This window comes from Aeromonas sp. QDB14 (genome assembly GCF_027707845.1).
Taxonomy (GTDB): Bacteria; Pseudomonadota; Gammaproteobacteria; order Enterobacterales; family Aeromonadaceae; genus Aeromonas; species Aeromonas caviae.
On the sequence record NZ_JAPCJD010000002.1, the window covers coordinates 87,327 to 111,498 of the forward strand.

General features: G+C 62.8%; 20 protein-coding genes and 1 pseudogene. 11 read left to right on the top strand and 10 right to left on the bottom strand.

Annotation, left to right across the window (positions count from 1 at the left end):
* Nucleotides 1–5 precede the first annotated feature (5 nt).
* The 5 genes from PG887_RS01215 to PG887_RS01235 all read right to left on the bottom strand — a co-directional run bounded on the left by PG887_RS01215 (nucleotide 6) and on the right by PG887_RS01235 (nucleotide 5,532).
* Entirely contained in the window at nucleotides 6–2,129 is a 2,124-nt protein-coding gene (locus PG887_RS01215) for an alpha-amylase (protein WP_183149563.1), read from the bottom strand.
* A gap of 207 nt (nucleotides 2,130–2,336) precedes the next feature.
* The gene (locus PG887_RS01220; RefSeq protein WP_029313951.1) at nucleotides 2,337–3,503 is read right to left on the bottom strand and encodes a membrane protein; all 1,167 of its coding nucleotides are present in this window, start codon (nucleotides 3,501–3,503) and stop codon (nucleotides 2,337–2,339) included.
* Entirely contained in the window at nucleotides 3,503–3,874 is a 372-nt protein-coding gene (locus PG887_RS01225; RefSeq protein ID WP_010673439.1) for a GtrA family protein, read from the bottom strand. Before PG887_RS01225 ends, PG887_RS01220 begins: the two co-directional genes overlap by 1 nt.
* A complete protein-coding gene (locus tag PG887_RS01230) occupies nucleotides 3,871–4,929 on the bottom strand; it encodes a glycosyltransferase family 2 protein (RefSeq protein WP_041213382.1) in 1,059 nt (352 codons plus the stop codon). Before PG887_RS01230 ends, PG887_RS01225 begins: the two co-directional genes overlap by 4 nt.
* A 57-nt stretch (nucleotides 4,930–4,986) precedes the next feature.
* On the bottom strand, nucleotides 4,987–5,532 hold the full coding sequence (locus PG887_RS01235; RefSeq protein ID WP_104454569.1) for a hypothetical protein: 546 nt from the start codon (nucleotides 5,530–5,532) through the stop codon (nucleotides 4,987–4,989).
* Nucleotides 5,533–5,841: 309 nt separating this feature from the next.
* On the opposite strand from PG887_RS01235, the gene PG887_RS01240 reads away from it, so the two are divergent.
* From PG887_RS01240 to PG887_RS01255, 4 genes are all read left to right on the top strand, one after another.
* Complete coding sequence (locus PG887_RS01240; RefSeq protein ID WP_052814336.1) at nucleotides 5,842–6,609, top strand: substrate-binding periplasmic protein; 768 nt, start codon at nucleotides 5,842–5,844, stop codon at nucleotides 6,607–6,609.
* 91 nt (nucleotides 6,610–6,700) lie between these two features.
* Nucleotides 6,701–8,182 carry a L,D-transpeptidase family protein gene (locus PG887_RS01245; protein ID WP_052814335.1) on the top strand — a complete coding sequence of 494 codons (1,482 nt, stop codon included), beginning with the start codon at nucleotides 6,701–6,703 and terminating at the stop codon, nucleotides 8,180–8,182.
* Between the two features lie 148 nt (nucleotides 8,183–8,330).
* Complete coding sequence (locus PG887_RS01250; protein ID WP_010673444.1) at nucleotides 8,331–8,876, top strand: DUF882 domain-containing protein; 546 nt, start codon at nucleotides 8,331–8,333, stop codon at nucleotides 8,874–8,876.
* Nucleotides 8,877–8,979: 103 nt separating this feature from the next.
* Complete coding sequence (locus tag PG887_RS01255) at nucleotides 8,980–9,231, top strand: hypothetical protein (RefSeq protein ID WP_010673445.1); 252 nt, start codon at nucleotides 8,980–8,982, stop codon at nucleotides 9,229–9,231.
* Between the two features lie 94 nt (nucleotides 9,232–9,325).
* On the opposite strand, the gene PG887_RS01260 is transcribed toward PG887_RS01255, so the two are convergent.
* Nucleotides 9,326–9,940, bottom strand: a complete 615-nt coding sequence (locus PG887_RS01260; RefSeq protein ID WP_139736839.1) for a trimeric intracellular cation channel family protein — start codon at nucleotides 9,938–9,940, stop codon at nucleotides 9,326–9,328.
* Nucleotides 9,941–10,074: 134 nt separating this feature from the next.
* Complete coding sequence (cysZ, locus tag PG887_RS01265) at nucleotides 10,075–10,839, bottom strand: sulfate transporter CysZ (protein WP_010673447.1); 765 nt, start codon at nucleotides 10,837–10,839, stop codon at nucleotides 10,075–10,077.
* Nucleotides 10,840–10,949: 110 nt separating this feature from the next.
* Here cysZ and PG887_RS01270 point away from each other — a divergent pair, with 110 nt between their 5' ends.
* From PG887_RS01270 to ligA, 3 genes are all read left to right on the top strand, one after another.
* On the top strand, nucleotides 10,950–14,324 hold the full coding sequence (locus PG887_RS01270) for an AAA family ATPase (RefSeq protein WP_270821032.1): 3,375 nt from the start codon (nucleotides 10,950–10,952) through the stop codon (nucleotides 14,322–14,324).
* 15 nt (nucleotides 14,325–14,339) lie between these two features.
* Nucleotides 14,340–15,470 (top strand): cell division protein ZipA, encoded by a 1,131-nt coding sequence (gene zipA / locus PG887_RS01275; RefSeq protein WP_039039273.1) that lies wholly within the window; start codon nucleotides 14,340–14,342, stop codon nucleotides 15,468–15,470.
* Nucleotides 15,471–15,569: 99 nt separating this feature from the next.
* On the top strand, nucleotides 15,570–17,576 hold the full coding sequence (ligA, locus tag PG887_RS01280; RefSeq protein WP_270821033.1) for an NAD-dependent DNA ligase LigA: 2,007 nt from the start codon (nucleotides 15,570–15,572) through the stop codon (nucleotides 17,574–17,576).
* Nucleotides 17,577–17,633: 57 nt separating this feature from the next.
* Here the strand turns inward: ligA and PG887_RS01285 are convergent.
* A pseudogene (locus PG887_RS01285) lies at nucleotides 17,634–18,601 on the bottom strand (ABC transporter substrate-binding protein).
* A gap of 440 nt (nucleotides 18,602–19,041) precedes the next feature.
* Between PG887_RS01285 and nrdD the strand changes: the two are divergent.
* The 4 genes from nrdD to PG887_RS01305 all read left to right on the top strand — a co-directional run bounded on the left by nrdD (nucleotide 19,042) and on the right by PG887_RS01305 (nucleotide 22,537).
* A complete protein-coding gene (gene nrdD, locus PG887_RS01290; RefSeq protein WP_113069842.1) occupies nucleotides 19,042–21,159 on the top strand; it encodes an anaerobic ribonucleoside-triphosphate reductase in 2,118 nt (705 codons plus the stop codon).
* Nucleotides 21,160–21,272: 113 nt separating this feature from the next.
* Nucleotides 21,273–21,782, top strand: coding sequence for an anaerobic ribonucleoside-triphosphate reductase-activating protein (gene nrdG, locus PG887_RS01295; protein ID WP_270821034.1), 510 nt, complete (start codon nucleotides 21,273–21,275; stop codon nucleotides 21,780–21,782).
* A 57-nt stretch (nucleotides 21,783–21,839) separates the two neighbouring features.
* Entirely contained in the window at nucleotides 21,840–22,010 is a 171-nt protein-coding gene (locus PG887_RS01300) for a YqaE/Pmp3 family membrane protein (protein ID WP_010673454.1), read from the top strand.
* A 146-nt stretch (nucleotides 22,011–22,156) separates the two neighbouring features.
* Nucleotides 22,157–22,537, top strand: coding sequence for an energy transducer TonB (locus PG887_RS01305; protein WP_270821035.1), 381 nt, complete (start codon nucleotides 22,157–22,159; stop codon nucleotides 22,535–22,537).
* A 58-nt stretch (nucleotides 22,538–22,595) separates the two neighbouring features.
* On the opposite strand, the gene PG887_RS01310 is transcribed toward PG887_RS01305, so the two are convergent.
* Both PG887_RS01310 and PG887_RS01315 read right to left on the bottom strand, forming a co-directional pair.
* On the bottom strand, nucleotides 22,596–22,955 hold the full coding sequence (locus PG887_RS01310; RefSeq protein WP_010673456.1) for an MliC family protein: 360 nt from the start codon (nucleotides 22,953–22,955) through the stop codon (nucleotides 22,596–22,598).
* Between the two features lie 183 nt (nucleotides 22,956–23,138).
* Entirely contained in the window at nucleotides 23,139–24,167 is a 1,029-nt protein-coding gene (locus PG887_RS01315; protein ID WP_010673457.1) for a DUF2955 domain-containing protein, read from the bottom strand.
* Nucleotides 24,168–24,172: the final 5 nt, after the last annotated feature.

Sequence of the window (24,172 nt, forward strand, 5' to 3'; positions counted from 1 at the left end):
GGTCGCTATTTCTGCCGACCCGCGAAGACCACGACCACTTTGTCTTCTCCTTTCTCCCGCACGAAGCCGTAGGGGGCATCGGAAATCTTCTTGTGGCTGCCCGCCGCGATGGCAGGGTGGGCGGCACGGAATTGGCCGAGCCGTTGCCAGTGCTTGACCAGCTCCGCCTTCTCGCCACTCGCCAGCTCCTGCCAGTTCATGTCCGAGCGCACGCTCTGATCGAACACGCCGCCATCCTTGGCCAGCCCCCGACCGGACTCGTCGCCATAGTAGATCTGGATGCCCCCCGGCAGCAGCATGAAGCTGTTGGCCACCCGCCGTTGCAGCGCCACGTCCTGGTAGTCGCCGAAGAAGAGCTTGGTGTCGTGGGAGCTGATGTAGCTCAGCACGTTGAACTCGGGATCCTGGTTGATGCGGCTGGCATAGCTCGCATAGGTGGGCTCTGCCCCTGCCATGCACTGGGCCTGGGGCAGGGCGAATTCACGCTGGTAGTCGAAGTTGATCAGGGAATCGAAGCCGTGCTGGTACCAGAAGTCCTTGGCGACCCCGTGATCCCACACCTCGCCCACCATGTAGAAGGGAAGGTCATCGAGGGCCTTGCCCGGGTTGGCGGCCTTCCACTCCTTGAGCGCGTCGGTGCCCGCCTGCTTGAGCCTGGCCCAGACCGCGGGCTCCAGGTGCTTGACGGTGTCGGCACGGAAGCCGTCGATGCCGAAGCGGCGCACCCAGTCGGTGTGCCAGGCAATGAGGTAATCGCTCACGGTGGCGTTGGGCAGGGCCTTGGCCCTGGTGTCTTTTTTGGCAGCGAGCAGCGGTGGCAGCCCCACCGATCTGGTGGATTCGGTCAGGAAGTCCGGCAGTCCCGCCACCGAGCCGGTGACGTCGTCGGTGCCGGGTTGCGGGTAGCCGGGCAGGCCTGCGCGCACCCAGTCAGGGCCCCACCACTTGTCCCAGTGGGATGACTGGTAGTCGATGAACTGGTTGTAGCCATGCCAGTTGAGGCCGCCGCTTGGGCGCCATTCGTTCCAGCGACTCGGCAGCTTGCCGGTGTTCTGGGTGAGATCGGTGAGCCCCAGATCCTGCAAGTCGGCGAGGGTGGCGTAGCCTGCGTGGTTCATCACCACGTCGAGGATGATCCGCATGCCGCGCTTGTGGGCCTCGTCCACCAGGGTTTTCAGGCTCTCTTCGTCGCCGTAGTTGGGGTCGATTTTGGTGAAGTCGAGCGCCCAGTAGCCGTGGTAGGCGTAGAAGGGGAAGTTCCCCTGTTCGCCACCGCCGATGAAGCCGTGGACCTGTTCCACCATGGGGGTGATCCAGATGGCGTTGATGCCGAGTTGCTTGATGTAGTCGAGCTTCTCGGTCAGCCCCTTGAAGTCACCGCCATGCCAGGTGGCCACTTCGTCCTGACCATCCTTCTGACGACCGAAGCTGTGATCATTGGCAGGATCGCCGTTGTGGAAGCGGTCGGTCAGCAGAAAATAGACGCTCGCCTGATCCCAGCTGAAGGGAGCAGGCTTGGCGGCCTTGACCGGCTCGAGCAGCAGCAGGCCGCCGCTCTCCTTGCTCGGTGTCAGGGTGATCTTGCCGCCCTTGACCACGGCTTCCTGTCCCGAGTAGGCATCCCGCAACCGTGTGCCGTCGGGCCAGACTCCCTTGAGTGATGTCGTGACCGGGCCGCCATCCCAGCTGATGCAGGGCTCTTCCGGAGGCTGGCGTTTGAACTCGCTCTTTTTGGTTGCCCGCAACACCTTGAGGCTGGGGGTATCGGGGTTGAAGGTGAACTCGTAGTCCCCCGCCAGCATCACCCTCAGATTGAAGTCTGTCCCCTTGCTGCACTTGTCCATGGGCTGGGCGGTGCCGAAGGGAAGGGGCTTGGCCTCGGTTGGCCCGAAGCTGGTGCCGCAGCTGTTGCCCGCATCGCTGATGCGGATCTGGTGGCTCCCCTTGTCCAGTCTGTGGGTCAGGGTGACGGTGCCCTTGTCCAGCGTCAGCGCCTCGGCTACCGGTTTGCCATCCACATGGAGATAGACCTCGGGGGCGGCCATCGCCTGACCGATGAACAGCGGTGTGGCGAGCACGGCCAGCCACAGGGGTGATGGGCGAAGAGCGGGGCGCGAAGAGAGACGCATAAGCCATTCCTTGAGCAGAGTGTGAGGAGCAGGATCCGTTGAGGCACTCATTCTAGGGCGCGCTGGGGCAGGCTTGGACCGGTAAAATACCGATTTGTGACGTCAGTTCAAATGGTTACGTTTTCAAGAATGGAAAAGTGTGAACCGGGTGTCGCGGCCATGAAAAAAGCCGGTCAGTTGACCGGCTTGTAGGCATTCGGGGTGGCGTCACACGGTGAAGAACTTGAAGTTGACGAAGGCCACCGCGATGAAGGAGGCAACCATGCCGCTGATGCAGAGCACCGCAGGGCGGATGGCAGGCCAGCGATGGGCCAGCAGCACGATGGCCAGCAGGGTCGGATAGAGGCCGAACATGTAGCGGGGCATGGCGTTGAGTCCGGTCATCAGGGGGATGGTGCAGCAGATGAACATCAGGGTTGCTTCGGCCCAGCGTTTCTGGCTGAACAGGTAGCCATTCAGGCACCAGCCGAAGATCACCATGATGGAGAGATAGGCCTTGCGCCCCCCCAGCTCGAAGCCGCTCAGCCACCAGTCCAGGGGGCTGTCCATATAGCGGCCCCAGGCCACCTGGATGTGCTTGAAGGCCAGGGCATCCCCGGTGAGGTGATAGAGATAGACCATGTAGGAGAAGAGGCCGAGGGGAATGAGCCAGAGGGTGAACACCACCTTGAAGGCCCGCTCGGTGAAGCGGAAGAACTCGCGCCAGCCGTAGGCCTGCAGGGCCAGGATCAGCACCGGGAACACCATCATCACCCCCAGGTTGCGGGTGGCGGAGATGAAGATGCCGAGGAAGGCGACCATGAGCCACTGTTCGCGGTAGGCGAACAGGAACATTCCCAGCATCAGCGCCATGAACATGGGCTCGGTATAGCCGGAGACGAAATAGGCGGAGAAGGGGGAGAAGGCCAGCAGCCAGACCCCGAAGCGGGCTGTGTCGTCCCCCAGCTTGAGCTGGCGCAGCACCAGCAGCATCAGGGGCAAGCTGATGAAGAAGGCGATGTTGGCCACCAGCATCAGGCCGATGAGGCTCTCCATGTCAAACAGGCTGGAGAGACCGCCGGCCAGCATGGGATAGAGGGGCATGAAGGCCCAGTTCGCCGCATTGCCCTTGCTCAACCAGCGTGGATAGAGGTCGTAGCCATTCTCGATGATGCGCTGGAACCAGACGCAGTCGAACTGGCAGTAGGCTTGCAGCGGCCCGATGTCGGTGGCGCCATAGAGCTGGACGCCGAAATAGCCCATGCCATAGAGCGCCACCCGGCTCAGCACGAAGGCGGCGACGATCATCAGCCAGTCGCGGCCGCTGATGCGCAGTGACGGGCGATAGGGGAGTGCAGCCCCGGTTGACGGGGCGGTATTGGTCATATCATTCATCAGGCAAAAACCCAGATACGGGAGAGAACGTAGGTGAGCACGGTGACGGTCAGGGTGGCGATCACCACCGGCAACAGGCCGGAGAGACCGGCAAACAGCAAACCGCTCAGGATGAGGTTACGCACCGCCAGCGAGAAGAGGGCAACCAGCAGGAACTTGCTGGCGGCACCTTGTTTCTGGAAGGTGATGTAGCGATGGCCGAAGAACGAGAACCAGAACGCCACGGCAAAGGCCAGGGTCGTGACCAGGTGCTCGGAGATGGCCGGCCAGGTATGAAACAGGGCGATGGAGGTACCCAGATCGACGAGGGTGGCCCCCCCGCCGACAAAACCGAAGCGAACCAGCCGCCAGAATTCCTCGCGGGAGATCATTGAGACGCCTGCTCCTGCTGATCATCAGCGGCTTTCGCGGCGGCCTTCTTGCCAGCGCTCTTCTTGCTGGCGGTGGGCACTTCCTGCTTCTGCTCTTCATCCTGTTTGGCGTACTGGCCGTAGACCCCTTCGATGAGGTAGACGGGGCGCTGTTTCACCTCGACGAACATGCGGCCGATGTACTCGCCGATGATGCCCAGCGACAGCAGCTGGATGCCGCCGAGGAACAGCATGACCGACATCAGGGAGGCGTAACCGGGCACGTCGATGCCGAAGAAGAGCACCTGGGTGATGATCTTGAGGATATAGAGGAAGGCGATGAAGGAGACACCGACCCCGATGTAGCTCCACACCCGCAGCGGCCAGCTGGAGAAGCTCATCAGGCCGTCAAGGGCGAAGTTCCACAGCTTCCAGTAGTTGAACTTGGTTTCGCCGGCATGGCGGGCCGGGCGCTCGTAGGGAACGCCGACGGCGCGAAAACCGGCCCAGGCGAACAGCCCCTTCATGAAGCGGTTGCGCTCCGGCAACTGCTTGATGGCCTCGACCACCTTGCGATCGATGAGGCGGAAGTCACCGGCGTTCTCCGGCAGCTTGGTGCTGGTGGAGAGGGCGTTGAAGAAGCGGTAGAAGCCACCGGCAGTCAGGCGTTTCATCGGGGTATCGGCGCTGCGATCCACCCGGATGCCGTAGACGGTGTCATAGTCGCCGGTCTGCCACAGCTTGACGAACTCCAGAATGAGAGAGGGGGGATCCTGCAGGTCCACGTCCATGGGGACGATGGCGTCGCCCTTGGCCTGGTGCAGGCCGGCGGTCATGGCCGCTTCCTTGCCGAAGTTGCGGGCCAGGTTGACCAGGGTCACACGGGGATCCCGGGCGATGGCCTGCTCGACCACCTCACGGGTGCGGTCACGGCTGCCATCGTTGACGAACACGATTTCAAGCTGGTCTTTGAGCGGGGCCAGTTCGGTATCTATCGCGCTGATGAAGGCGTCTATGCTCTCTTCCTCGTTGTAAACGGGAACGACCAGAGAGAGTCGAAAATCGGCACGGGACATGGGAACTTCCTTATTGAAAGAATTATTTTACGGAACAGATACTTGGGGCATTCCGCTTCACTGAGCCACGGTCAGTCGCACGGACTGGACGTTGAGCGGTGTCGGGGCGGAGAGCGCCAGGAAGTTGGGACGCTTGGGATCGGCGGTCAGGGAGTCGCCCGGCAGGCTGAGGCGGATCTCGTTGATGCCCGCCTTGGCCAGCTTGACCGTGGTGGTGAAATCATGACCCAGCGCCACCTTGAGCAGGGTGCCAGCCTGAGGGCTGTTGATCCTGGCCTGGATGGTGAGCTGCTCCGGCTGGGCCTGCTGCTTGGGCAGCACGAAATAGAGACCGCCCTGACCGCTCAGCTCGGTGCCTTGCTCGCTGGGCTTCTTGGCCCAGCCTTCGCTTGAGAGGAAGCGGCTCGGCTTGGTCAGGTTGAGTTCGTTGCCAGGCTGGAGGGTCATGCTGGAGTTGTGCTCCCAGAAACGGGTCTTGCCTTCCAGGTAATAGAGCTTGTAAGCCAGGCTCACGTTGGGGTGAGCGGCCAGATAGAGGGTATAAAGGTAGAAACCGCTCAGTGCCAGGATGGCAGCCAGAAAACCGAACTTTTTGTAGGTCATATTACTCACTCGACGCCCGACAGATTGATAGGCAGATTTCGCGCATATGCTAATCCAATTGCAAAAAAAGCATAGTGGATCACAAAAATATATTTGCTCACATATTAACCCTCAATCACCCTGCTTACCAAGGGGCTTTGGGGTCGTTTGCTTCCTCTTCTTGATTGTGGCTTTTTCGGCGCCAACCTGTCTGCCGCCACCTGGGGCGCATCAGGCAAACGGCTGATATTGTGCTTTGTTGTGGCAGGATCTGTCGCCATTTCACCCGGGCAGAATTAAGATGGCCTGTCCCGTTGTCAAGGATGACCCATGAGACTCTTCTCTCTGTGTGTGCTCTGCTGTCTGCCCCTCCAACCGTTGTGGGCGCAATCGTTCTGCTCCTCCCCCCTTCGCGTCGGTTTCGATGACTGGCCCCCATACCACTATTACCAGCAAGAGGGAGCACGTCGGGAACTGCGTGGATTTGCGGTCGACTACCTCAATGCCGTGTCGAATCGGCTGGGTTGTCATCTGGTCTATGTGGAGCGTCCCTGGAAGCGGGGGTTGCACGATCTTGAGCGGGGTCGGCTGGACATCGTGATGGAGGCGTATTTTGCCGATGACAGGGCGCGTTATGCCTGGTTCTCCATCCCCTACAACCCGGGCCGGACATCGCTCTGGGTACGCAAATCCGGTACCGGGGAGGAGTCGGATCTGGCGAGCTGGCTGGCCCACGGGCATCGCCTCGGTGTGACCAGGGACTACTATTACGGCCCGGAAATCACCAAGGTTCTGCAGCGATACCGCAACCAGGTGAGCGAGGTCAACGATGTGCAAAACTATCGCAAGCTGCTGCTTGGGCGGATAGACGGTTTTCTCGGGGATAGTCTGGCCACGCCCTGGGGTCTGAAGAGAGAGGGGCTGTCGGATGCGGTCGTCCCCCACACCATGGCGATCCATGAGACGCCCACCTTTTTCATGTTGAGCAAGAAGACCCTGTCCGGGGAATTCGTAGCGCGGTTCAACGAGGCGATAGTGGCCGTCGGCGACAGCGGGGAGCAGGAACTCATCTGGCGTCGTTACACCTCCGTCCGCTAGCAAAGTCGTCGGCATTCACGCATCATGGGGTCCTGACCGTCGCGCCTGACAGGCCGAAATGAACCGATTTGAGGCAAGCGTGGTAAGAAGCATGGGTAAGAAGTATTGGTTGGCATTGGCGAATCTCATCTGGCTGGGCTGCTGGCCGGCCAGCATGGTTCATGCCAGCACGGAACAGGCGGTAGTGGCCAGTCCCAGCATCCAGCATGACTGGTATCAGAACGAGGTGGCCGAGCAGGCTCGTCATGAGCTTGAACAGCAGTTGCAGGAAGCGGTGTTGGCCCAGCTGCATCCGGATTTCTACCGCCTCTGGCAGCAGTTGCAAAAGACCCCGGCGGATCGGCGCGGTGCCCTCTACGATGAGGCCTTTGGCAAGCTGGCCCGGTTCCAGCAGGCCTGGCGAGGGATGGATCTGGTCGCGCGCGAACAGATGCAGACCCTCAAGCTGGATCTGAACCGCCCCCTGGCCCATGCTCCCCAGGGAGACAATCTGCTGGAGCAGGTCAGGCAACTCAGGCCACAGGTGGCGGAATACGACGCCGTGCGCGAAGAAGTGCGCAAGCTGCTGGCCATGCCCATGGCCAAGCACTGGCCCATCCTCTCCATGCCGACCCTGAGGGCGGGGGAGAGCTCGACCGAGCTCGGCCAGATCCGCTCCATCCTGAACGAACTGGGGGACAGTGCCCCGACTCACCAGGACAGCCTCTACGATCCCGAGACCGAACAGGCCATCAAGCAGTTCCAGCGCCGCCACGGCCTGACCGCCGACGGCATCATCGGCCGTCAGACCCGCAGCTGGCTCAATACCGGCCCCGAGGTGCGCGCCAGCCTGCTGGTTCGCAACCTGTGGCGCCGTGATCTGGTGGATCACCTTGCCGGTCGCTATGTGCTGGTCAACATTCCGGACTACCGCCTGAGCGTGGTGGAGTCGGGCAGCGAGGTCTTCACTAGTCGGGTCATCGTCGGCAAGGAGCAGCGGGCAACCCCCATCCTCGCCAGCGAGATCCGCTCCATCGTGCTGAACCCGGCCTGGCACGTGCCGCGCTCCATCCTGAGCAAGGACATTCTGCCCAAGCTCGGGCGCGATCCTGCCTACCTGGATCGCGAACAGTTCGAGGTGATCGACGGCGAGGGCAATCCGGTGCAGTTCAGCGAAGATGGCTGGCACCATGCGCTGGCCTCCGGTTTCCCTTACCGGTTGCGGCAAAAGCCGGGGGATCACAATGCCCTGGGTCGCTACAAGTTCTATCTGCCCAACAACGATGCCATCTATCTCCATTCCACCCCGCGCAAGGCGCTGTTCGAGCAGGGGGCCCGTGCCTTCAGCTCGGGTTGCATCCGGGTGGAACACGCCGACGATCTGGCGGAGCTGCTGCTGGCGGACTCCCGCTATCAGCCGGACAAGGTGGCCAGCATCCTGAAAGAGACCCAGACCAAGTGGCTGCCCCTGAGCAACCCTATCCCGGTGTTTACCGTCTACTGGAGCAGCTGGATTGATGAAGAGGGACGTCAGCAACTGCGCAACGATATCTACGGATTCGACAGAGTCAGCTATCAAAGCCGCTTGCTGTGATCCTCGCCACAGAGTGAAAAGCCCGGCCCGTGCCGGGCTTTTTCATGGATGAATGGGGTTTGACAGCGCTTTTTCTGGCAGGTAGTTTCGGCCCTTGTATCAAATTCATTCACCTGTGTGACTTCACCATGAGATGGACGGACAACGGATGCTGGGACAAGGGATAAGCCGACGCCGTCTGCTGCTGGGGGCGGGTTGCCTGATGGGGACCAGCCTGCTGTCGTTCCCTGCGCTGGCGAGCCGCAGCACTTCGGGACGGGAACTGAGTTTCTTCAACCTCAATACCGGCGAGCGGGTACGCGCCAGTTATTGGGAAGATGGCCACTATCTGAGCGACGGGCTGGCGGAGCTCAACCATATTTTCCGTGACTACCGTCGCAACGAAGTGTTCAACATCGACAGAAAGCTGTTCGATCAGCTCTTTCTGCTGCAACACAAGTTGGGACGCCACGGCGAAATCCAGCTCATCTCGGGTTATCGCTCCCCGGCCACCAATCAGCAGAAGCGGCGCAAGAGTCGCGGCGTCGCCAAGCACAGCTACCACACCCTGGGGCAGGCGGTTGACGTGCGCATCCCCGGCGTGCAGCTGGCGCACCTGCGCAAGGCCGCCCTGAACCTCAAGGTGGGCGGTGTGGGTTATTACCCTTCCGACAACTTCGTGCACCTGGACACAGGCCCCGTTCGCAGCTGGTGAGTCGGGATTTCCTCAAGGGCTGAGTGCCGATTGTGTCTTTTTGCCGCTGGCATTGAGGGGGACCAAGCTGCTAGGCTCTGGACTCCAGCCAGAGGAGAGAAAGATGAAGCAGATTGTGATCGGGGGGCTCATCGCCCTGTTGTTGACTGGTTGCGGCAAGCTCAACCGCGAGAGCTACGACAAGCTGAAAGTCGGGATGAGCTATGCCGAAGCGAGTGCCATCCTCGGCAAGGCCGAGCGTTGCGACGATGCTCTCGGCACCACGAGCTGTGTCTGGGGAGGGGAAGGCAAGAACATCAAGGTGCGTTTCATCGCCGACAAGGCGACCTTCTTCAGCTCGGAAGGGATCAACTGACCCTTTCCTCTCTTGCCGATGCTCAACAAAAAAGCGCCGTATGGCGCTTTTTTGTTGCTCGTTATCCGTGCGATATGGCCAGGAACTGGCGTGTTCAATGGGTGGCGTACTGATAGTTGAAGGTGGGCAGTCCCCACTTGAAGCGTACCGCCAGGAGCCGCAGCACGAAACCGATGCCGATGGCACCGAAAGCGGCCCAGTCGTTGGGCAGCCCATGGTGCAGCGCAAAGCAGTAGAGCGCGGCGGTGATCAGCGAGATGGCGGCATAAAGCTCGCGCTTGAACACCAGCGGGATACGCTGGCACAGCAAGTCCCGCAGTACCCCCCCGAACACACCGGTCACCACGGCCATGATGCAGGCGATGCCGGCCCCGTGGCCCATCTCGAGCGCCCGGGCAGCCCCGAAGATGGAGAAGACCACGAGCCCCAGGGCATCGAGCGCCAGGAACAGCTTGCCAAGGTAGCGCATCAGCGGGGCCGAGATGACCCCGGCCATGGCGGCGCCCGCCACCAGCAGCACGTATTCGGGGTGCTCGACCCAGAGCAGGGGATAGTGGCCCAGCAGCACATCCCGAATGGTACCGCCACCGATGGCCGTCGCCGAGGCGATGATCACGACGCCAAACAGATCCATCCGTCGCCGACCCGCTGCCAGCGCGCCAGTCATCCCTTCGGCCACCAGGCCGAGCAAGAAGAGTGCATGTAACATGAGATATCCCAGGGTGCGAGAAAGGCCCGCATCCTAACAACCCTGCGCTGGGGCGACAAGCTATCTTGGTTATGCATTATATTAAGTAATGAAAAGGGGGCTTTCGCCCCCTCTTTTGATCATGATGACGCGGTTCAGCGTCCAAGTTGCTCGCTGCGGTATTGGTCCACCCACATGGCGGTGGCGCCACAGATGGCCACCGGCATCACGAAGAGATTCACCACCGGGATGGCGGAGAAGAGGGTCACTAGGGCGCCGAAGCTCAGGCACTTTCCACGCCGCTGCTTGAGGGCGTCGCGCATGGTGATGAAGCCGATCTTGTGGTTGTCGAACGGATAATCGACATATTGGATCGCCATCATCCAGGCGCTGAGCAGGAACCAGAGCACGGGTGCCAGGGTCTGGCCCACTACCGGGATCAGGAAGAGGATCAGGCAGCCGATGGCCTTGGGCAGATAGTATTTCAGCTTGGTCCATTCGCGGCCGAAGGTACGGGGCACATCTTTCACCACATCCAGCATGCCGGTGTCATTCATGGCTTCACCGGTGAGGATCTGTTCCACCTTCTCTGCCAGCAGGCCGTTGAAAGGGGCAGCTATCCAGTTGGCCACCGAGCTGAAGATGAAGGAGAAGACCACCAGTATGGTGATGAGGGCGATGGGCCAGAGCAGGTAATCAAGCCAGGAGAGCCAGCTCGGGATCTGCTGGTGCAGCCAGGCGAACAGGCCGTCCAGTTGTAGCAACAGGGCGTAGAAGGCACCGGCAAAGAGCACGAAGTTGACCAGCAGGGGGATCAGCACGAAGGTGCGGATGCCGGGCTGGCGGATGAGTGAGAAGCCGCGCAGGAAGTAGTCTGCACCGCTGACCGAATCTTTGACCATGTGGGGTGATTGGCTCATGTGAGCTCCATCAGTGAATGGGGAAAGTGCCAGCATATTACAAACAAGCCTTTGATTTGGTAAAGTCGCCTGCCCGCCTCCTCTTTATTTCGTTACCCACATAGGCCGCCATGCGTCTGAAATTGATCAAACTCGCCGGTTTCAAGTCGTTTGTCGAGCCGACCCGCATCGAACTCAACGCCGACATGACCGCCGTGGTGGGCCCCAACGGCTGCGGCAAATCCAACGTCATCGACGCCGTGCGCTGGGTGCTGGGGGAGAGCTCCGCCCGCCATCTGCGCGGCGAGAACATGACCGACGTCATCTTCAACGGCTCCATCAACCGCAGCGCCCATGGCCGCGCCTCGGTGGAGCTGGTGTTCGACAATCCCCACAACCGGGTACCCGGCGAGTTCGGCCGCTTTACCGAGATCTCGGTGCGCCGCGAAGTGCTGCGCGACGGCTCCAATCACTACCAGATCAACGGCCAGAAGTGCCGCCGCAAGGACGTGACCGACCTCTTCCTCGGCACCGGCCTTGGGCCCCGCAGTTACGCCATCATCGAACAGGGCACCGTCAGCCGGCTGGTGGAGTCCCGCCCCGCCGATCTCAAGCTGTTCATGGAAGAGGCCGCCGGGGTCTCCCGCTACAAGGAGCGGCGCCGGGAGACCGAGCAGCGCATACGCCATACCCAGGAGAACCTGGAACGCCTCGGCGATATCCGCGGCGAACTGGGCTCACGCCTCGAGCATCTCAAGGCCCAGGCCGAGACCGCCGAGCGCTACAAGCAGCTCAAGAGTCGATCACGTGCCGCTCGTGCGGAGCTGATCGGCTCGGAACTGTGGGCGCTGGAGACACGTCTTGGCGAAGCCAAGACCGAACTGGCCCAGACCGAGCAGGCGCTGGCGGCACTCGATGCCAAGCGCACCGCCGACGAGGGGCGTCACGTCACCCTGTCGGTGGCCCGCCAGGAGGCCCAGGCCGAGCAGGCGAGCCGCCAGCAGCAGATTTTCCTCGGCGGGCAAGCCATCGCCCGCCTCGAGCAGCAGCAACTGCACCAGAGCGAGCTTGGCCGCGACTGGCAGGCGAGGCGGCAGTCCCTCGGCGAGCGTATCGACGGCCTCAAGGCCCAGCTGGCCGGCCAGCTGGAACAGCTGAGCGACAGCACGTTGCAGGGGGAGGTGGCGTCGGCGCGCCTCGAGCAGTGTGAGCAGTTGCTTACCGACCAGCAGAGCGTGCGGGCGGCAGCGGGCGATCGGCTCGAGCAGGCGCGCCAGCGTCAGCAGCAGTGGCAGCAGCAGCTGGGCCAGTTGCAGGGGCGGCTCAACCAGACCCGCGCCGAGGTGAATGGCCTGCAGGAGCTGCAGGCCAAGACCCGGCTTGCCCGCCTCAAGCTGGAAGACGAACAGGCCGGGCCCCTTGGCGGGGAGGGGGAGAACCTGCAACCGGCCCTCGATGCCCTGGCGGCGGAACTCTCGCTCTCCCGCGCCCGCCATGAGGAAGCCGATGCGGCGTGGCAGGCCGGTGTGTCGCGCCATGAAGCACTCAAGGCAGAGCAGGGTCGCCAGCAGGGCCTGCTGCGCGAGCTGGAGGCGCGCCTCGCCACCCTGGATCAGATCCTGGGGGAGCAGATGGCGGGCGCCACCCTGGTGGATCGGCTGCAGGTGCCCCCCGAGTGGGCCCGGGGGCTGGACAAGGTGCTCGGCCGCTGGCTCACCGCAATCCCGGCGGACGAGTGCAACCTGGCGCAACCCGGACTCTGGATTGGCCCGGCCCAGCCAGCCAGGGCCGGTACCCTGGCGGCGCAACTGGGGGGCGAGCACATTCCGGCTTTCCTCAATGCCATCTGGCTGGCAGAGAGCAGGGAGGAGGCGCTGTCCCGCCTGCACAGCCTCTCTGCCGGTGAGTCGCTGCTCACTCCCGCCGGCGACTGGTTCGGCCCCAACTGGGCGGATCTGGGGGAGGGCATGGCCCTCGGTACGCTGGCGCTGCTCGGGGAGCGTGAGCGGCTGCACACCGAGCTGGCCGCGGGCCGGGAGGCGCTGCACAGACTCGACGAGCAGCTTGTCGCCGCCGATGCAGCGCGGGCCCAGCAGCATGGAGCGCATGAGCTGGCTCAGCGCACCCTGCGCGAGCAGGAGCAGCGGTGGCAACAACTGCGCGAAGCCTGGAGTCTGCGCGAGGGGCAGCGCCAGGAGCGCTTGCAGCGCCTGGGCCAGCTGGGGGAAGAGCTGGCCCGGCTCGATAAAGAGCAGGCTGAGGAGGCGCAGCGGCTGGCGTCGGCCGGGGAGCGGCTTGAGCAGGATGAAGCGGCCCTTGGCGAGCAGCAGGAGCAGGGGGAGGTACTCGCCGAGGCGCTGCTGCTTGCCCAGGAGCAGGTAAGCGGGGCGGAGCGGGCGCTGGAAGAGGCGCGCCTTCGCCGGGAGCAGCAGCAGGCGGCCTGCCAGCGGTTGCAACTGGAGCAGCAGAACCAGCGCCAGCTCATCACGCTGCGCGAGCAGGAGCTGGCCCGTCTCGGCCTGGAGCTGGCGGAACTCAAGGAGCCAGGGGCCGCTCCGAGTCAGGATCTGTCGCCCCTGCTGGTCGAGCAGCGCAATCTTGAGGCGCAGCAACTGGCCTGTCACCAACGGCTCGCAGAGCTGGATCGTCAGCTGACCGAGCTGGAGCAGGCCAGAAGCACCGATCACAAGCAACTGGTGAAAATTCAGGAGAAGCTGGCGACCCTGCGGCTCGAGCGCGAACGCAACCTGACGCGCCGGCAGGGACTGCACGAGCAGTTCGAAGAGCTGGGCGTGCGCCTGGTGGACCTCGATCAGGCGGTGCTGATTGCCGCTGATCGCGGCAAGCTGCGCCAGGAGATCCAGACGCTGGAGGCGCAGGTGGAGGCGCTTGGCGCCATCAACCTGGCGGCACTGGAGGAGTATGAGGAGGCGAAAACCCGCGCAAGCTACCTGGAAAATCAGTGCCAGGATCTGGAGCAGGCCCTCGACACCTTGAGCCAAGCCATTAAAAGAATTGATAAAGAAACACAAATACGCTTCCGCGACACTTTCGATAAGGTCAATGAAGATTTAAAATCCCTGTTCCCAAAAGTGTTCGGGGGGGGCAGTGCCTGGCTTGAGCTGACCTCGGATGATCTTTTGGAGGCCGGAGTGAGCATCATGGCAAGACCTCCGGGCAAGAAGAATGCTACCATTGCCCTGCTTTCCGGGGGGGAGAAGGCGTTAACCGCCCTTGCGCTGGTTTTCGCCATCTTCAGACTCAATCCAGCACCATTTTGTCTGCTGGATGAGGTGGATGCACCGCTCGATGAAGTGAACGTCGGTCGCTTCTGTTCTCTTGTCAAAGAGATGTCGAGCACAGTACAGTTCGTTTACATCAGTCATAATAAGGTCTCCATGGAGATGGCCGAGCAGCTGGTTGGCGTCACGATGCAAGAGCCCGGGGTTTCGCGCATAGTGTCGGTCGATATCGGTGAAGCCGTCGCTTTGGCTGAGCAAAACTAGAAAGAGAAGCAGCTAATGCAGGAATTGCGTTACATCTTGGTTGCCCTGGGCGGTATTGCCATCGCGGCATTGCTCATTCACGGGTTGTGGAGCAACAGAAAGAATCGTCAGGCACCGATCAAGGAGAAACCTCTGGGTCGGATGGAGTCCAAGTCCCGTGAGCGTGACAACGACGCCTTCGACAGCGATGGCATCGGTCAGGTGCGTGTGGTGAGCGGTGGCCGTCGTGCCGAGCCCAAACTGCGCAGCGACGAGGCCCGTCAGCCCGAACCCCGCCGTGTCGCCCCCGTTCCCGCCTTCGATGATGAAGATGACGACGCCGATCTGCCGCCTCCCGTGGTGCGCAAGCCTGCCGCTCGCCCTGTCCCCCCTCAGCCTGTGTATGAGGAAGAAGAGGACTATGACGAGCCGGTTGCCGCCCCTGTTGAAGAGGCCCCTGCCGCGCCGGTGCGCAAACCTGCACAGGTGATCCGCCGTACGCCGGTACACCGTTCCCGCCCGCAGCGCGAACCCATGATGCAGCCGCTGGACGAAGAGCCGCTGGTGGAGCCGGCCTATGCCCAGGCGCCGACCTTCGGTGCACGCGAGCCGGCACCGGTTGCCCAGCAGGCTCCCCGCTACGCCCAGCCGGCTTATGAAGAACCCGCTTACGATGACGAGCCAGCCTATGAAGAGCCGGTTCACGCAGCTGAGCCAGAACCCGCCCCGGCCCCGGTCGAGAAGATCTGGCAGGATGTCTATGTCATCAACCTGATGGCCCGTCCCGGCCACGATCTGCAAGGGGCGACCCTGCTCTCTTCCCTGCTGGCGCTGGGCTTCAAGTTTGGCGAGATGGACATCTTCCACCGTCACGAAGATCTGGGCGGCAAGGGGGAGGTGCTCTTCTCCATGATCAACATGGTCAAGCCGGGTACCTTCAACCCCTATCGCATGGAGCAGTTCAGCACCCCGGGTGTGTCCCTCTTCATGCAACTGCCCCTTCGCAGCAATGCCGCCTTCGCCTTCGAGCACATGTTGCAGGCTGCGGATCAGCTGGCGAGCGATCTCGATGCCATGCTGACCGACGCCTCGCGCAGTCCCCTCAGCGACGACGACATCGCCCGCTACCGTCACGAGCTGGCGGCCTACGAGGCCAGCCGCGACTGATGCGCCATGGGGCTTGAACAATGAAAAGTGCGGTACCCCGGTGCCGCATTTTTGTTTCTGCCCCAGACTGAATGTTCCATCACACTTCGAGACTTTTTCATGAGCGATATCCTCTCCCGCCACCGTCAACTGTGTGAGCTGCTGACCGAGTACGGCCATCAGTACTATGTGCTGGACAACCCCACGGTGCCGGACGCCGAATACGATCGCCTGATGCGCGAGCTGATTGCGCTGGAGGCCGAGCATCCCGAGCTGAAAACCCCGGCCTCGCCGAGCGTGCGGGTGGGAGGCCAGCCGCTGACCGCCTTCAAGCAGGTACGCCACGAGATCCCCATGCTGAGTCTGGACAACGTCTTCAGCAGCGAGGAGTTGCAGGCGTTCGAGCAACGCATTAGTGATCGCCTCAAGCGGGAGGTGAATTTCACCTTCTGTTGCGAACCCAAGCTCGACGGTCTGGCGGTGAGCCTGCTCTACGTGGCTGGCCAGCTGGTACAGGCCGCCACTCGCGGGGACGGCACCACGGGGGAGGAGATCACGGAGAACGTGCGCACCATCAAGGCCATTCCCCTGACCCTGCGCGGCCAGGGGTGGCCTGCGCGGCTGGAGGTGCGTGGGGAGGTCTTCATGCCCAAGGCGGGGTTCGAGGCGATGAACCGCGATGCGCTGGCGGCGGGGGAGAAGGTGTTCGTCAACCCGCGCAACGCCGCTGCCGGCAGCCTACGCCAGCTCGATTCACGCATCACCGCCAGCCGCCCCCTCAGCTTCTATGCCTACGGCGTGGGAGTCGGTGGCGACGAGCTGGGGGAGTCCCACTTCGGTCGCCTCAATCAGCTCAAGGCCTGGGGTCTGCCGCTCAGCCCGGAAGTGAAGCTCAAGGAGGGGGCCGCCGGTTGCCAGGCGTTCCACGACGACATCCTGGCCCGCCGTGGGGATCTCCCTTACGAGATCGATGGCGTGGTCTACAAGGTCGACGACATCGCGCTGCAACAGGAGCTCGGCTTCGTGGCGCGGGCCCCGCGCTGGGCCACCGCCCACAAGTTCCCGGCACAGGAGGAGATGACCCTGCTCGAGAACGTCGAGTTCCAGGTGGGCCGCACCGGCGCCGTGACCCCGGTGGCCAAGCTCAAACCCGTGTTCGTCGGCGGCGTCACCGTCTCCAATGCCACCCTGCACAATGCCGACGAGATTGAACGGCTCGGCGTGATGATCGGCGACACCGTGATCGTGCGCCGGGCGGGGGACGTGATCCCGCAGATAGTGGCCGTGGTGGAGGCCCAGCGCCCGGCGGATGCCCGCGAGATCCTCTTCCCGACCGAGTGCCCGGTGTGCGGCTCGGCGGTGGAGCGGCTGGAAGGGGAGGCCGTGGCCCGCTGTTCCGGCGGTCTCTTCTGCGAGGCCCAGCGGGCGGCCGCCATCAAGCACTTCGCGGCGCGTCGCGCCATGGATGTGGATGGCCTTGGCGACAAGATAGTGGAGCAACTGGTGGACAAGGGGCTGGTGAAGACCCCGGCGGACCTGTTCAGTCTCAACGCCATCCAGCTGGCCGGTCTCGAGCGGATGGGGCAAAAATCGGCCCTCAACCTGGTGGCGGCCATCGATGCCGCCCGCAGCACCACGCTGCCCCGCTTCCTGTTTGCCCTGGGGATCCGCGAAGTAGGGGAGGCGACCGCCTTGAACCTCGCCAACCACTTCCTTACCCTGGATGCCCTGCGCGCCGCCTCGGTGGAGCAGTTGCTGGAAGTGGCCGACGTGGGGGACATAGTGGCCAAGCACGTCTACTACTTCCTGCGTCAGCCCCACAACATCGAGGTGCTCGACGCCCTGCTGGCCGCCGGCATCCACTGGCCGGTCATCGAGAAGAAAGAGGCAAGCGATCAGCCCTTTGCCGGCAAGACCTTCGTGCTGACCGGCACCCTCACCGCCTTGTCCCGCAACGATGCCAAGGCGGCGCTGCAGGCCCTGGGGGCCAAGGTGGCGGGCTCCGTGTCGGCCAAGACCGACGTGCTGGTAGCGGGGGAGGCGGCAGGCTCCAAGCTCGCCAAGGCCCAGGAGCTGGGGATCACCATCTGGACCGAGGCCGAGTTGCAGGCGGCCATTCAGCCCTGAGAATGCACGTTTGAGCAGACAAACCCGGCCCACTGGCCGGGTTTGTCGTTGGGGGGCTCACTCGACGTAGCTCACCTTGTCCTGCCAGGCATCGGGAGCCGTCAGGTGCCAGCGTGCCAGTTCGCTCTTGCTGAACAGATATTCCCCGCGGGATGCGGCGCGGGGGAGAGGGCGCCGGGCGCCGTGCCCGAGAGGATGGCATTGGCCAGTTCGGCGGCTCTCTCTCCCTGGCTGTGGCCGTCGAGCACCAGACCGCCGATGGCGGCTCCCCTGCCCACCGCAAAGGCCCAGAAGCAGAACAGTGGCACCGGGCTGTTGGCGCTGGTCCATGCCAGTACCTGTTGCTCGCTTACATGCTGGCCCTGAGTGTCGGTGAGAGTGTGGTAGAGGCCGAGGAAGAGCGCCTGATAGCCGTTTTCCCGGCTGGCGAGCACTGCCTCCTGCCAATGTCCATAGTCGGTGAACTGGCGGCTGCTGACCCGGGTCTGACCGATCGTCAGCTCGCCTCGCCCCTTGAACTCGTGGGCGACGGCGGTGCGGGACACCTCGCTTTCGTCAAACAGCACCAGGGCACGCTCCAGCCCTCCCATCAACTGACTCATCTCGCTGATGCTGCGCTTGAGCAGGGGGCGTTCCAGTACGCCGGTGATCAGGGGGTGGCCGACCAGCCCCTTGGGGCGCGGATTCTCGTTCATCCCGAGAAACACCACGGGCGTTCCCCGGGCGGCGATGGGTCGGGCGAGGGCGTTGATGGCGTTGTCATCCCCCAGGATCACCAGCGCTGGCTGGTGGGTCCGGTAGGCGGCCATTCCCTTGGCGAGCAGTTCGTCACGGGTCTGGCCGGGCTGGCGCTTGGTGTCCAGATAGAGATAGCCGAGGTGATGCGCCTGCTTGAGGTGTTGCTCGAGGCCGGCACTGTAGCTCTGATCCCACTGGTTGCTCTGGTGATAGCTGCTGATCACCAGGATCTCGGCGGCCAGCAGCGGGAGGGAGAGGAGGGAGAGCAGGAGCAAGACCTTGGTCACGTGTGTTTTCCGCAAGGGACAGACTGTTCCCCAGTATGTGCTCTCCCGCTCTCTGGCGCCTCGGTCAATTGTTGTCGGAAGGCGTGCCCCTCTCTTTTTATCCCTTGCCGGGCGGGAGCCCGCATCCCGTCTGGGGTGAGCAAAAAAGAGCGCCTTTTGGAGCTGGTCGTGAACTGCCCCACTCCTTCCAAAACCTGTTCTGGATCAAGAAACAGGGTACCGCTTTGGTGCCTAATAGACCCCACATATAGGGGTAAGCATAAAAAAAACACCCATATATAGTGTCATAAAGCTGTGCATAAGTGGTCGCCCTCTCAGTGTCAGCCCAGGTGTTTCAAGCCTTGGCTGACCTTGTTTGCGCCGGGGACGGGCGTGGAGAAGGGGACTCAACTAGGGTGAGCCGAGGGTGGCCACCAGGTCTTTCAATACGGGGAAAATCGATGAAACCGGTAGTGATCAAACGCGATGGATGTCGTGCACCATTCAATGGCCAACTGATCCGCGATGCGGTCAGCCGAGCGGCGGCAGCGGTCAATCAGGCCAGTCCGGCGCTGGCAGAGCGCATTGCCGCCGCTGTCAGCCAGGAGCTGGAGGGGCGAGGGGAGGTAGACATCCACGAGATCCAGAACCGGGTCGAGAACCACCTGATGGCCTCCGACGACAAGGCCATCGCCCGTGCCTACATCGAATACCGTCACGACCGGGATCAGGCCCGCGAGGCCAGGGGTCGCCTGGCCCAGGAGATCCGCGGCCTGGTGGAGCAGACCAACGCGGCCCTGCTCAACGAGAACGCCAACAAGGACTCCAAGGTGATCCCGACCCAGCGTGACCTGCTGGCGGGCATCGTCGCCAAGCATTACGCCATCAGTCACATGCTGCCCCGTGACGTGGTGCAGGCCCACGAGAGCGGCGACCTGCACTTCCACGATCTCGACTACTCCCCCTTCTTCCCCATGTTCAACTGCATGCTGATCGATCTGCAGGGGATGCTGACCCACGGCTTCAAGATGGGCAACGCGGAGATAGATACCCCAAAATCCATCAGCACCGCCACCGCGGTGACCGCCCAGATCATCGCCCAGGTGGCGAGCCATATCTATGGCGGCACCACCATCAACCGCATCGACGAAGTGCTGGCACCCTATGTGACCATCAGCTGGCACAAGCACCGGGAGGTGGCCGAGGAGTGGGGGATCCAGGATGTGGACGCCTACGCCATGGCTCGCACCGAGAAGGAGTGCCACGACGCCTTCCAGTCCCTCGAATACGAGGTCAATACCCTGCACACCGCCAACGGTCAGACGCCGTTCGTCACCTTCGGCTTTGGCCTGGGGGACAGTTGGGAATCGCGCCTCATCCAGCGCGCCATCCTAGGCAACCGCATCGCCGGCCTTGGCAAGAACAGGAAGACCGCCGTGTTCCCGAAACTGGTGTTCGCCATCAAGGATGGCCTGAACCACAAACCGGGGGATCCCAACTACGACATCAAGCAGCTGGCGCTGGAGTGCGCCTCCAAGCGGATGTACCCGGACATCCTCAACCACGACCAGGTGGTCAAAGTGACAGGCTCCTTCAAGACCCCCATGGGGTGCCGCTCCTTCCTCGGTGCCTACGAAGAGAATGGCGAGCTGGTCCACGAGGGGCGCAACAACTTGGGGGTCGTGAGCCTCAATTTGCCGCGCATTGCCCTGAAATCCCGCGATGAAGCGGACTTCTGGGACAAACTGGATGCCGCCCTGCGGGTGGCCAAGACAGCGCTCATGTACCGCATCAAGCGCCTGGACGGGGTCAAGGCCCGGGTCGCCCCCATCCTCTACATGGAGGGGGCCTGCGGGGTGCGCCTCAAGGCCGATGACAACATCAGCGAGATCTTCAAACATGGCCGCGCCTCCATTTCGCTGGGTTACATCGGGGTACACGAGACCATCAACGCCCTCTATGGCACAGACGTCCACCTGTTCGACAGCGAGACCCTGCGCCAGAAGGCCATCGCCATCATCGCGCGGCTCAAGGCGGCCACCGACGAGTGGAAGGAGGAGACCGGCTACGGCTTCAGCCTCTACTCCACCCCGAGCGAGAACCTCTGCACCCGTTTCTGCCGCATCGACGCCAAGGAGTTTGGCGTGGTGGCAGGGGTGACCGACAAGGGCTACTACACCAACAGCTTCCACCTGGACGTGGAGAAGCAGGTGAACCCCTACGACAAGCTGGACTTCGAGGCGCCCTATCCGCCCATCGCCAGCGGCGGCTTCATCTGCTACGGCGAGTACCCCAACATCCAGCACAACCTGGAGGCGCTGGAGAATGTCTGGGACTACAGCTATGACAAGGTGCCCTACTACGGCACCAACACCCCCATCGACGAGTGCTACGACTGCGGTTTCACCGGCGAGTTCGAGTGCACCTCCAAGGGCTTCACCTGCCCGCGCTGCGGCAACCACGACCCGGCCAAGGTGTCGGTGACCCGCCGGGTGTGCGGCTATCTCGGCAGCCCGGATGCGCGCCCCTTCAACGCGGGCAAGCAGGAAGAGGTCAAACGCCGGGTCAAGCATATGTAAGCGAGCAGACCCCACCCCAGCCCTCCCCTTGGCAGGGGAGGGGGCAAAGAAGCTCCTCCCCCTTTCGAAGGGGGAGGTTGGGAGGGGGTTGGCCGTTAACCCAGAGAACTCGAATGCACTACCACCAGTACTACCCGGTCGATGTGATCAACGGCCCAGGCACCCGCGCCACCTTGTTCGTGTCGGGTTGCGAGCACCAGTGCCCCGGTTGCTACAACCAGAGCACCTGGCGGCTCGATGGGGGCAAGCCGTTCGATGAGGCGATGAGCGATCGCATCATTCACGATCTCAACGACAGCCGCATCAAGCGGCGCGGACTGTCGCTCTCCGGCGGCGATCCGCTCCACCCCGCCAACGTGCCGCATGTGCTGGCGCTGGTGAAGCGGGTGCGAACCGAGTGCCCCGGCAAGGACATCTGGTGCTGGACCGGCTATCTGTTGGCCGATCTCAGCCCGGCCCAGCGGGAGCTGGTGGCCTTGCTGGACGTGCTGGTGGATGGCAGGTTCGAGAAGGCCCTGGCGGATCCCGGTCTGCTCTGGCGTGGCAGCAGCAACCAGATGGTTCACGACCTCAACGCCTGGCGGAAAGGAGGAGAGCAGATCCCCTGTCTGGTTTGCAGTTGAGGCCTTGGGTGTTTATGGTTAGGCCAACCCCAAGCGCTGTTTACACGAGGAATCCCGATGAACAATCTGCTCAAGATCCTGCTGGCCATCTTTCTCCCCCCGGTCTGCGCCTTTATCCAGGTAGGCTTCAGCCTCCATTTCCTCATCAACATAGTGCTGACCCTGCTGGGCGGTCTGCCCGGCATGGTTCATGCCCTCTGGCTGGTGGTAAGCGACAAGCGCGCCTGAGCCGTGAGAGATCACAAGGCCAACCCTCCGGGGTTGGCTTTTTTTTGCCTGCCAGATGGGGGCTTCCCGGATGAGCCCCTTTGCCTGACACTGGCGCGTCGCTCATGGAGTCGAGCGATACAACGACGAGGGAATGTCGAGTGCGAGTGAAAGGGTTGTTGCTGTGGGTCGCCCTGGCCCTGCTCGGAGGCTGTGCCAGCCCCACCGCCAAGCTGAATCAACCTCCGGTGGATGTCACCTGGGAAACGCTGCCCGAATACTGGGTGCTGGTGGGGGATGCCATCACTTTTAACCCGGTCGGGGGGCTGCCGGCGAAGAGGCCGGTCAAGGGGTATGTGACCCTTCGCTACCTCATCGATTCCAATGGCACGCTGTTCAGCCCAGAGGTACTGGAGTCCCAGCCCCCCGGCGTGCTGGATCTCATCGCCATCTCCGGGCTGGCGCAGCTGCGCTACCGGCCATCGGAGCAGAATCTGCAAGCCATTCCGGCTCGGGTTGTGGCCCGATTTGAAGTGGAAGTGAAATGACAAACACCCCGGCCAGGCCGGGGTGTTTCGTGTGGGCTCTGTGCCATGACGGCGCGGCTCACTGCTCCTTGCAGTCGTTGTAGCGGCTCTGCCACTCCCCGGCGTCATCACGCATCTCGACGAACCCCTCCTTGCCCTTGTTCCACCAGACCACCTCGTGATCGTCGGTATAGCGGGCGCCGGAGGCGGAGACCGCCTGAGGCAGGGTGTAATCCTTGCCATCGGGGAGGGAGAGCTTGACGAAGTTCAGGCTCTCGTCCGAGAGGGAGAAGTAGCGAACCTGCACTTTCTGGTTCTGTTCACACAGATAGGTGACGGGATCGCCGCCGGTCACTCCCAGCTTGCCGCTGCCCAGATCGCAGCCGCCGAGCAGGGTGATGGCGCCCGCCCCCAGTAGAAAGAGCTTGGCGTGTTTCATGTTTGATCCTCACAACGGTGTCATATGGCCTTGAGCCTAACAGGATGAGGCACAACTGCAACCTCATGGCAGGAGCCCTGCGTCGGGATGCGTCCGTCTCCCTCTGGTCCGTGGGGCAGGCAAAAAAACGCCCCGGCAGGCAAGCGGGGCGAAAGGGAGCCATCCAATGGCTGCAGAAAAGGGTCAGTGGCCGAACCGTGTCGCCTCGAAGCGATTGAGCAGCCGGTGGATGAGGTAGCAGGCGAGCAGGGTGACCACGATGGCAAAGAGGATGCTGCTCACCCGATAGAGGGCGCTGAACACCAGGTCGTTGCCCGGGGTCAGGTACTGGCCGAACAGGATGCCGAGGGTGGTGAGGGCACCGAAGCCGACTCCGGAGCCGCTCGCCTCCTTCACATGGGCATAGCTGAACAGCATGGCGCCGAGCCAGAGCACCGGGGTCACCAGCAGCAGCAAGCCGGACCAGTCATAGAGCACCAGCTGCCCCAGGATGCCGAAACTCACCCCCAGCAGGGTACCCATGGCCCGCTTGCGGGCATAGTCCAGGGCGCCGTTCCAGTGCATGGGGAAGAGCAGCAGCAGGGTGGTGGCCTGGGCAGACATGGAGTCGCGTAGATCGAAGATCTGGAACACCAGGAACGAGAGGGTCGCGATGGACGCCCCCAGCAGGGCTTCGTGGCGCATCCGGTGCGGCGCCTTGGGGGAGGGGGCCGGCCTGGGGCGCTCCTCCACGTCCGGAATGAGGGCCGTCATCAGATAGGCGATGAGCACCGACAGGACGCTGGCCCAGAGATTGCTGAAGATGAGGTCGTTCAGATCAATCCCGGGGTAGCTGGCAAAGTGCAGCATGATGCTGAGGCTGAGCACCCCGTTGGCACCGAACAGGAACAGGCTGCCCCGGGACATGGCGGCGAAACGGTACAGGAAGAGCAAAAAGACCAGGGGGGTCATGAGCCCCGGGTGGCCGCCGAACAGGCCGCCGAGCAGCCCCACTTCCAGACCGCACATGGCGGCGGAGGCGATGAGCTGGCGGGCGGCGTGACCGTTCATCACCGGCACCAGGCCGAGCAGCAGCACCGGGGTGACGGTGAAGAAGACCCCGTTGCTCCAGCCGAAGATCTTGCACAGCACAAACCCCAGGGTACAGCCAAAGGCGATGCGCAGACACTGGCGCAGTTCGTTGGGGGTGAGGGGTCTGTGCCACAGGTTCATGGTCG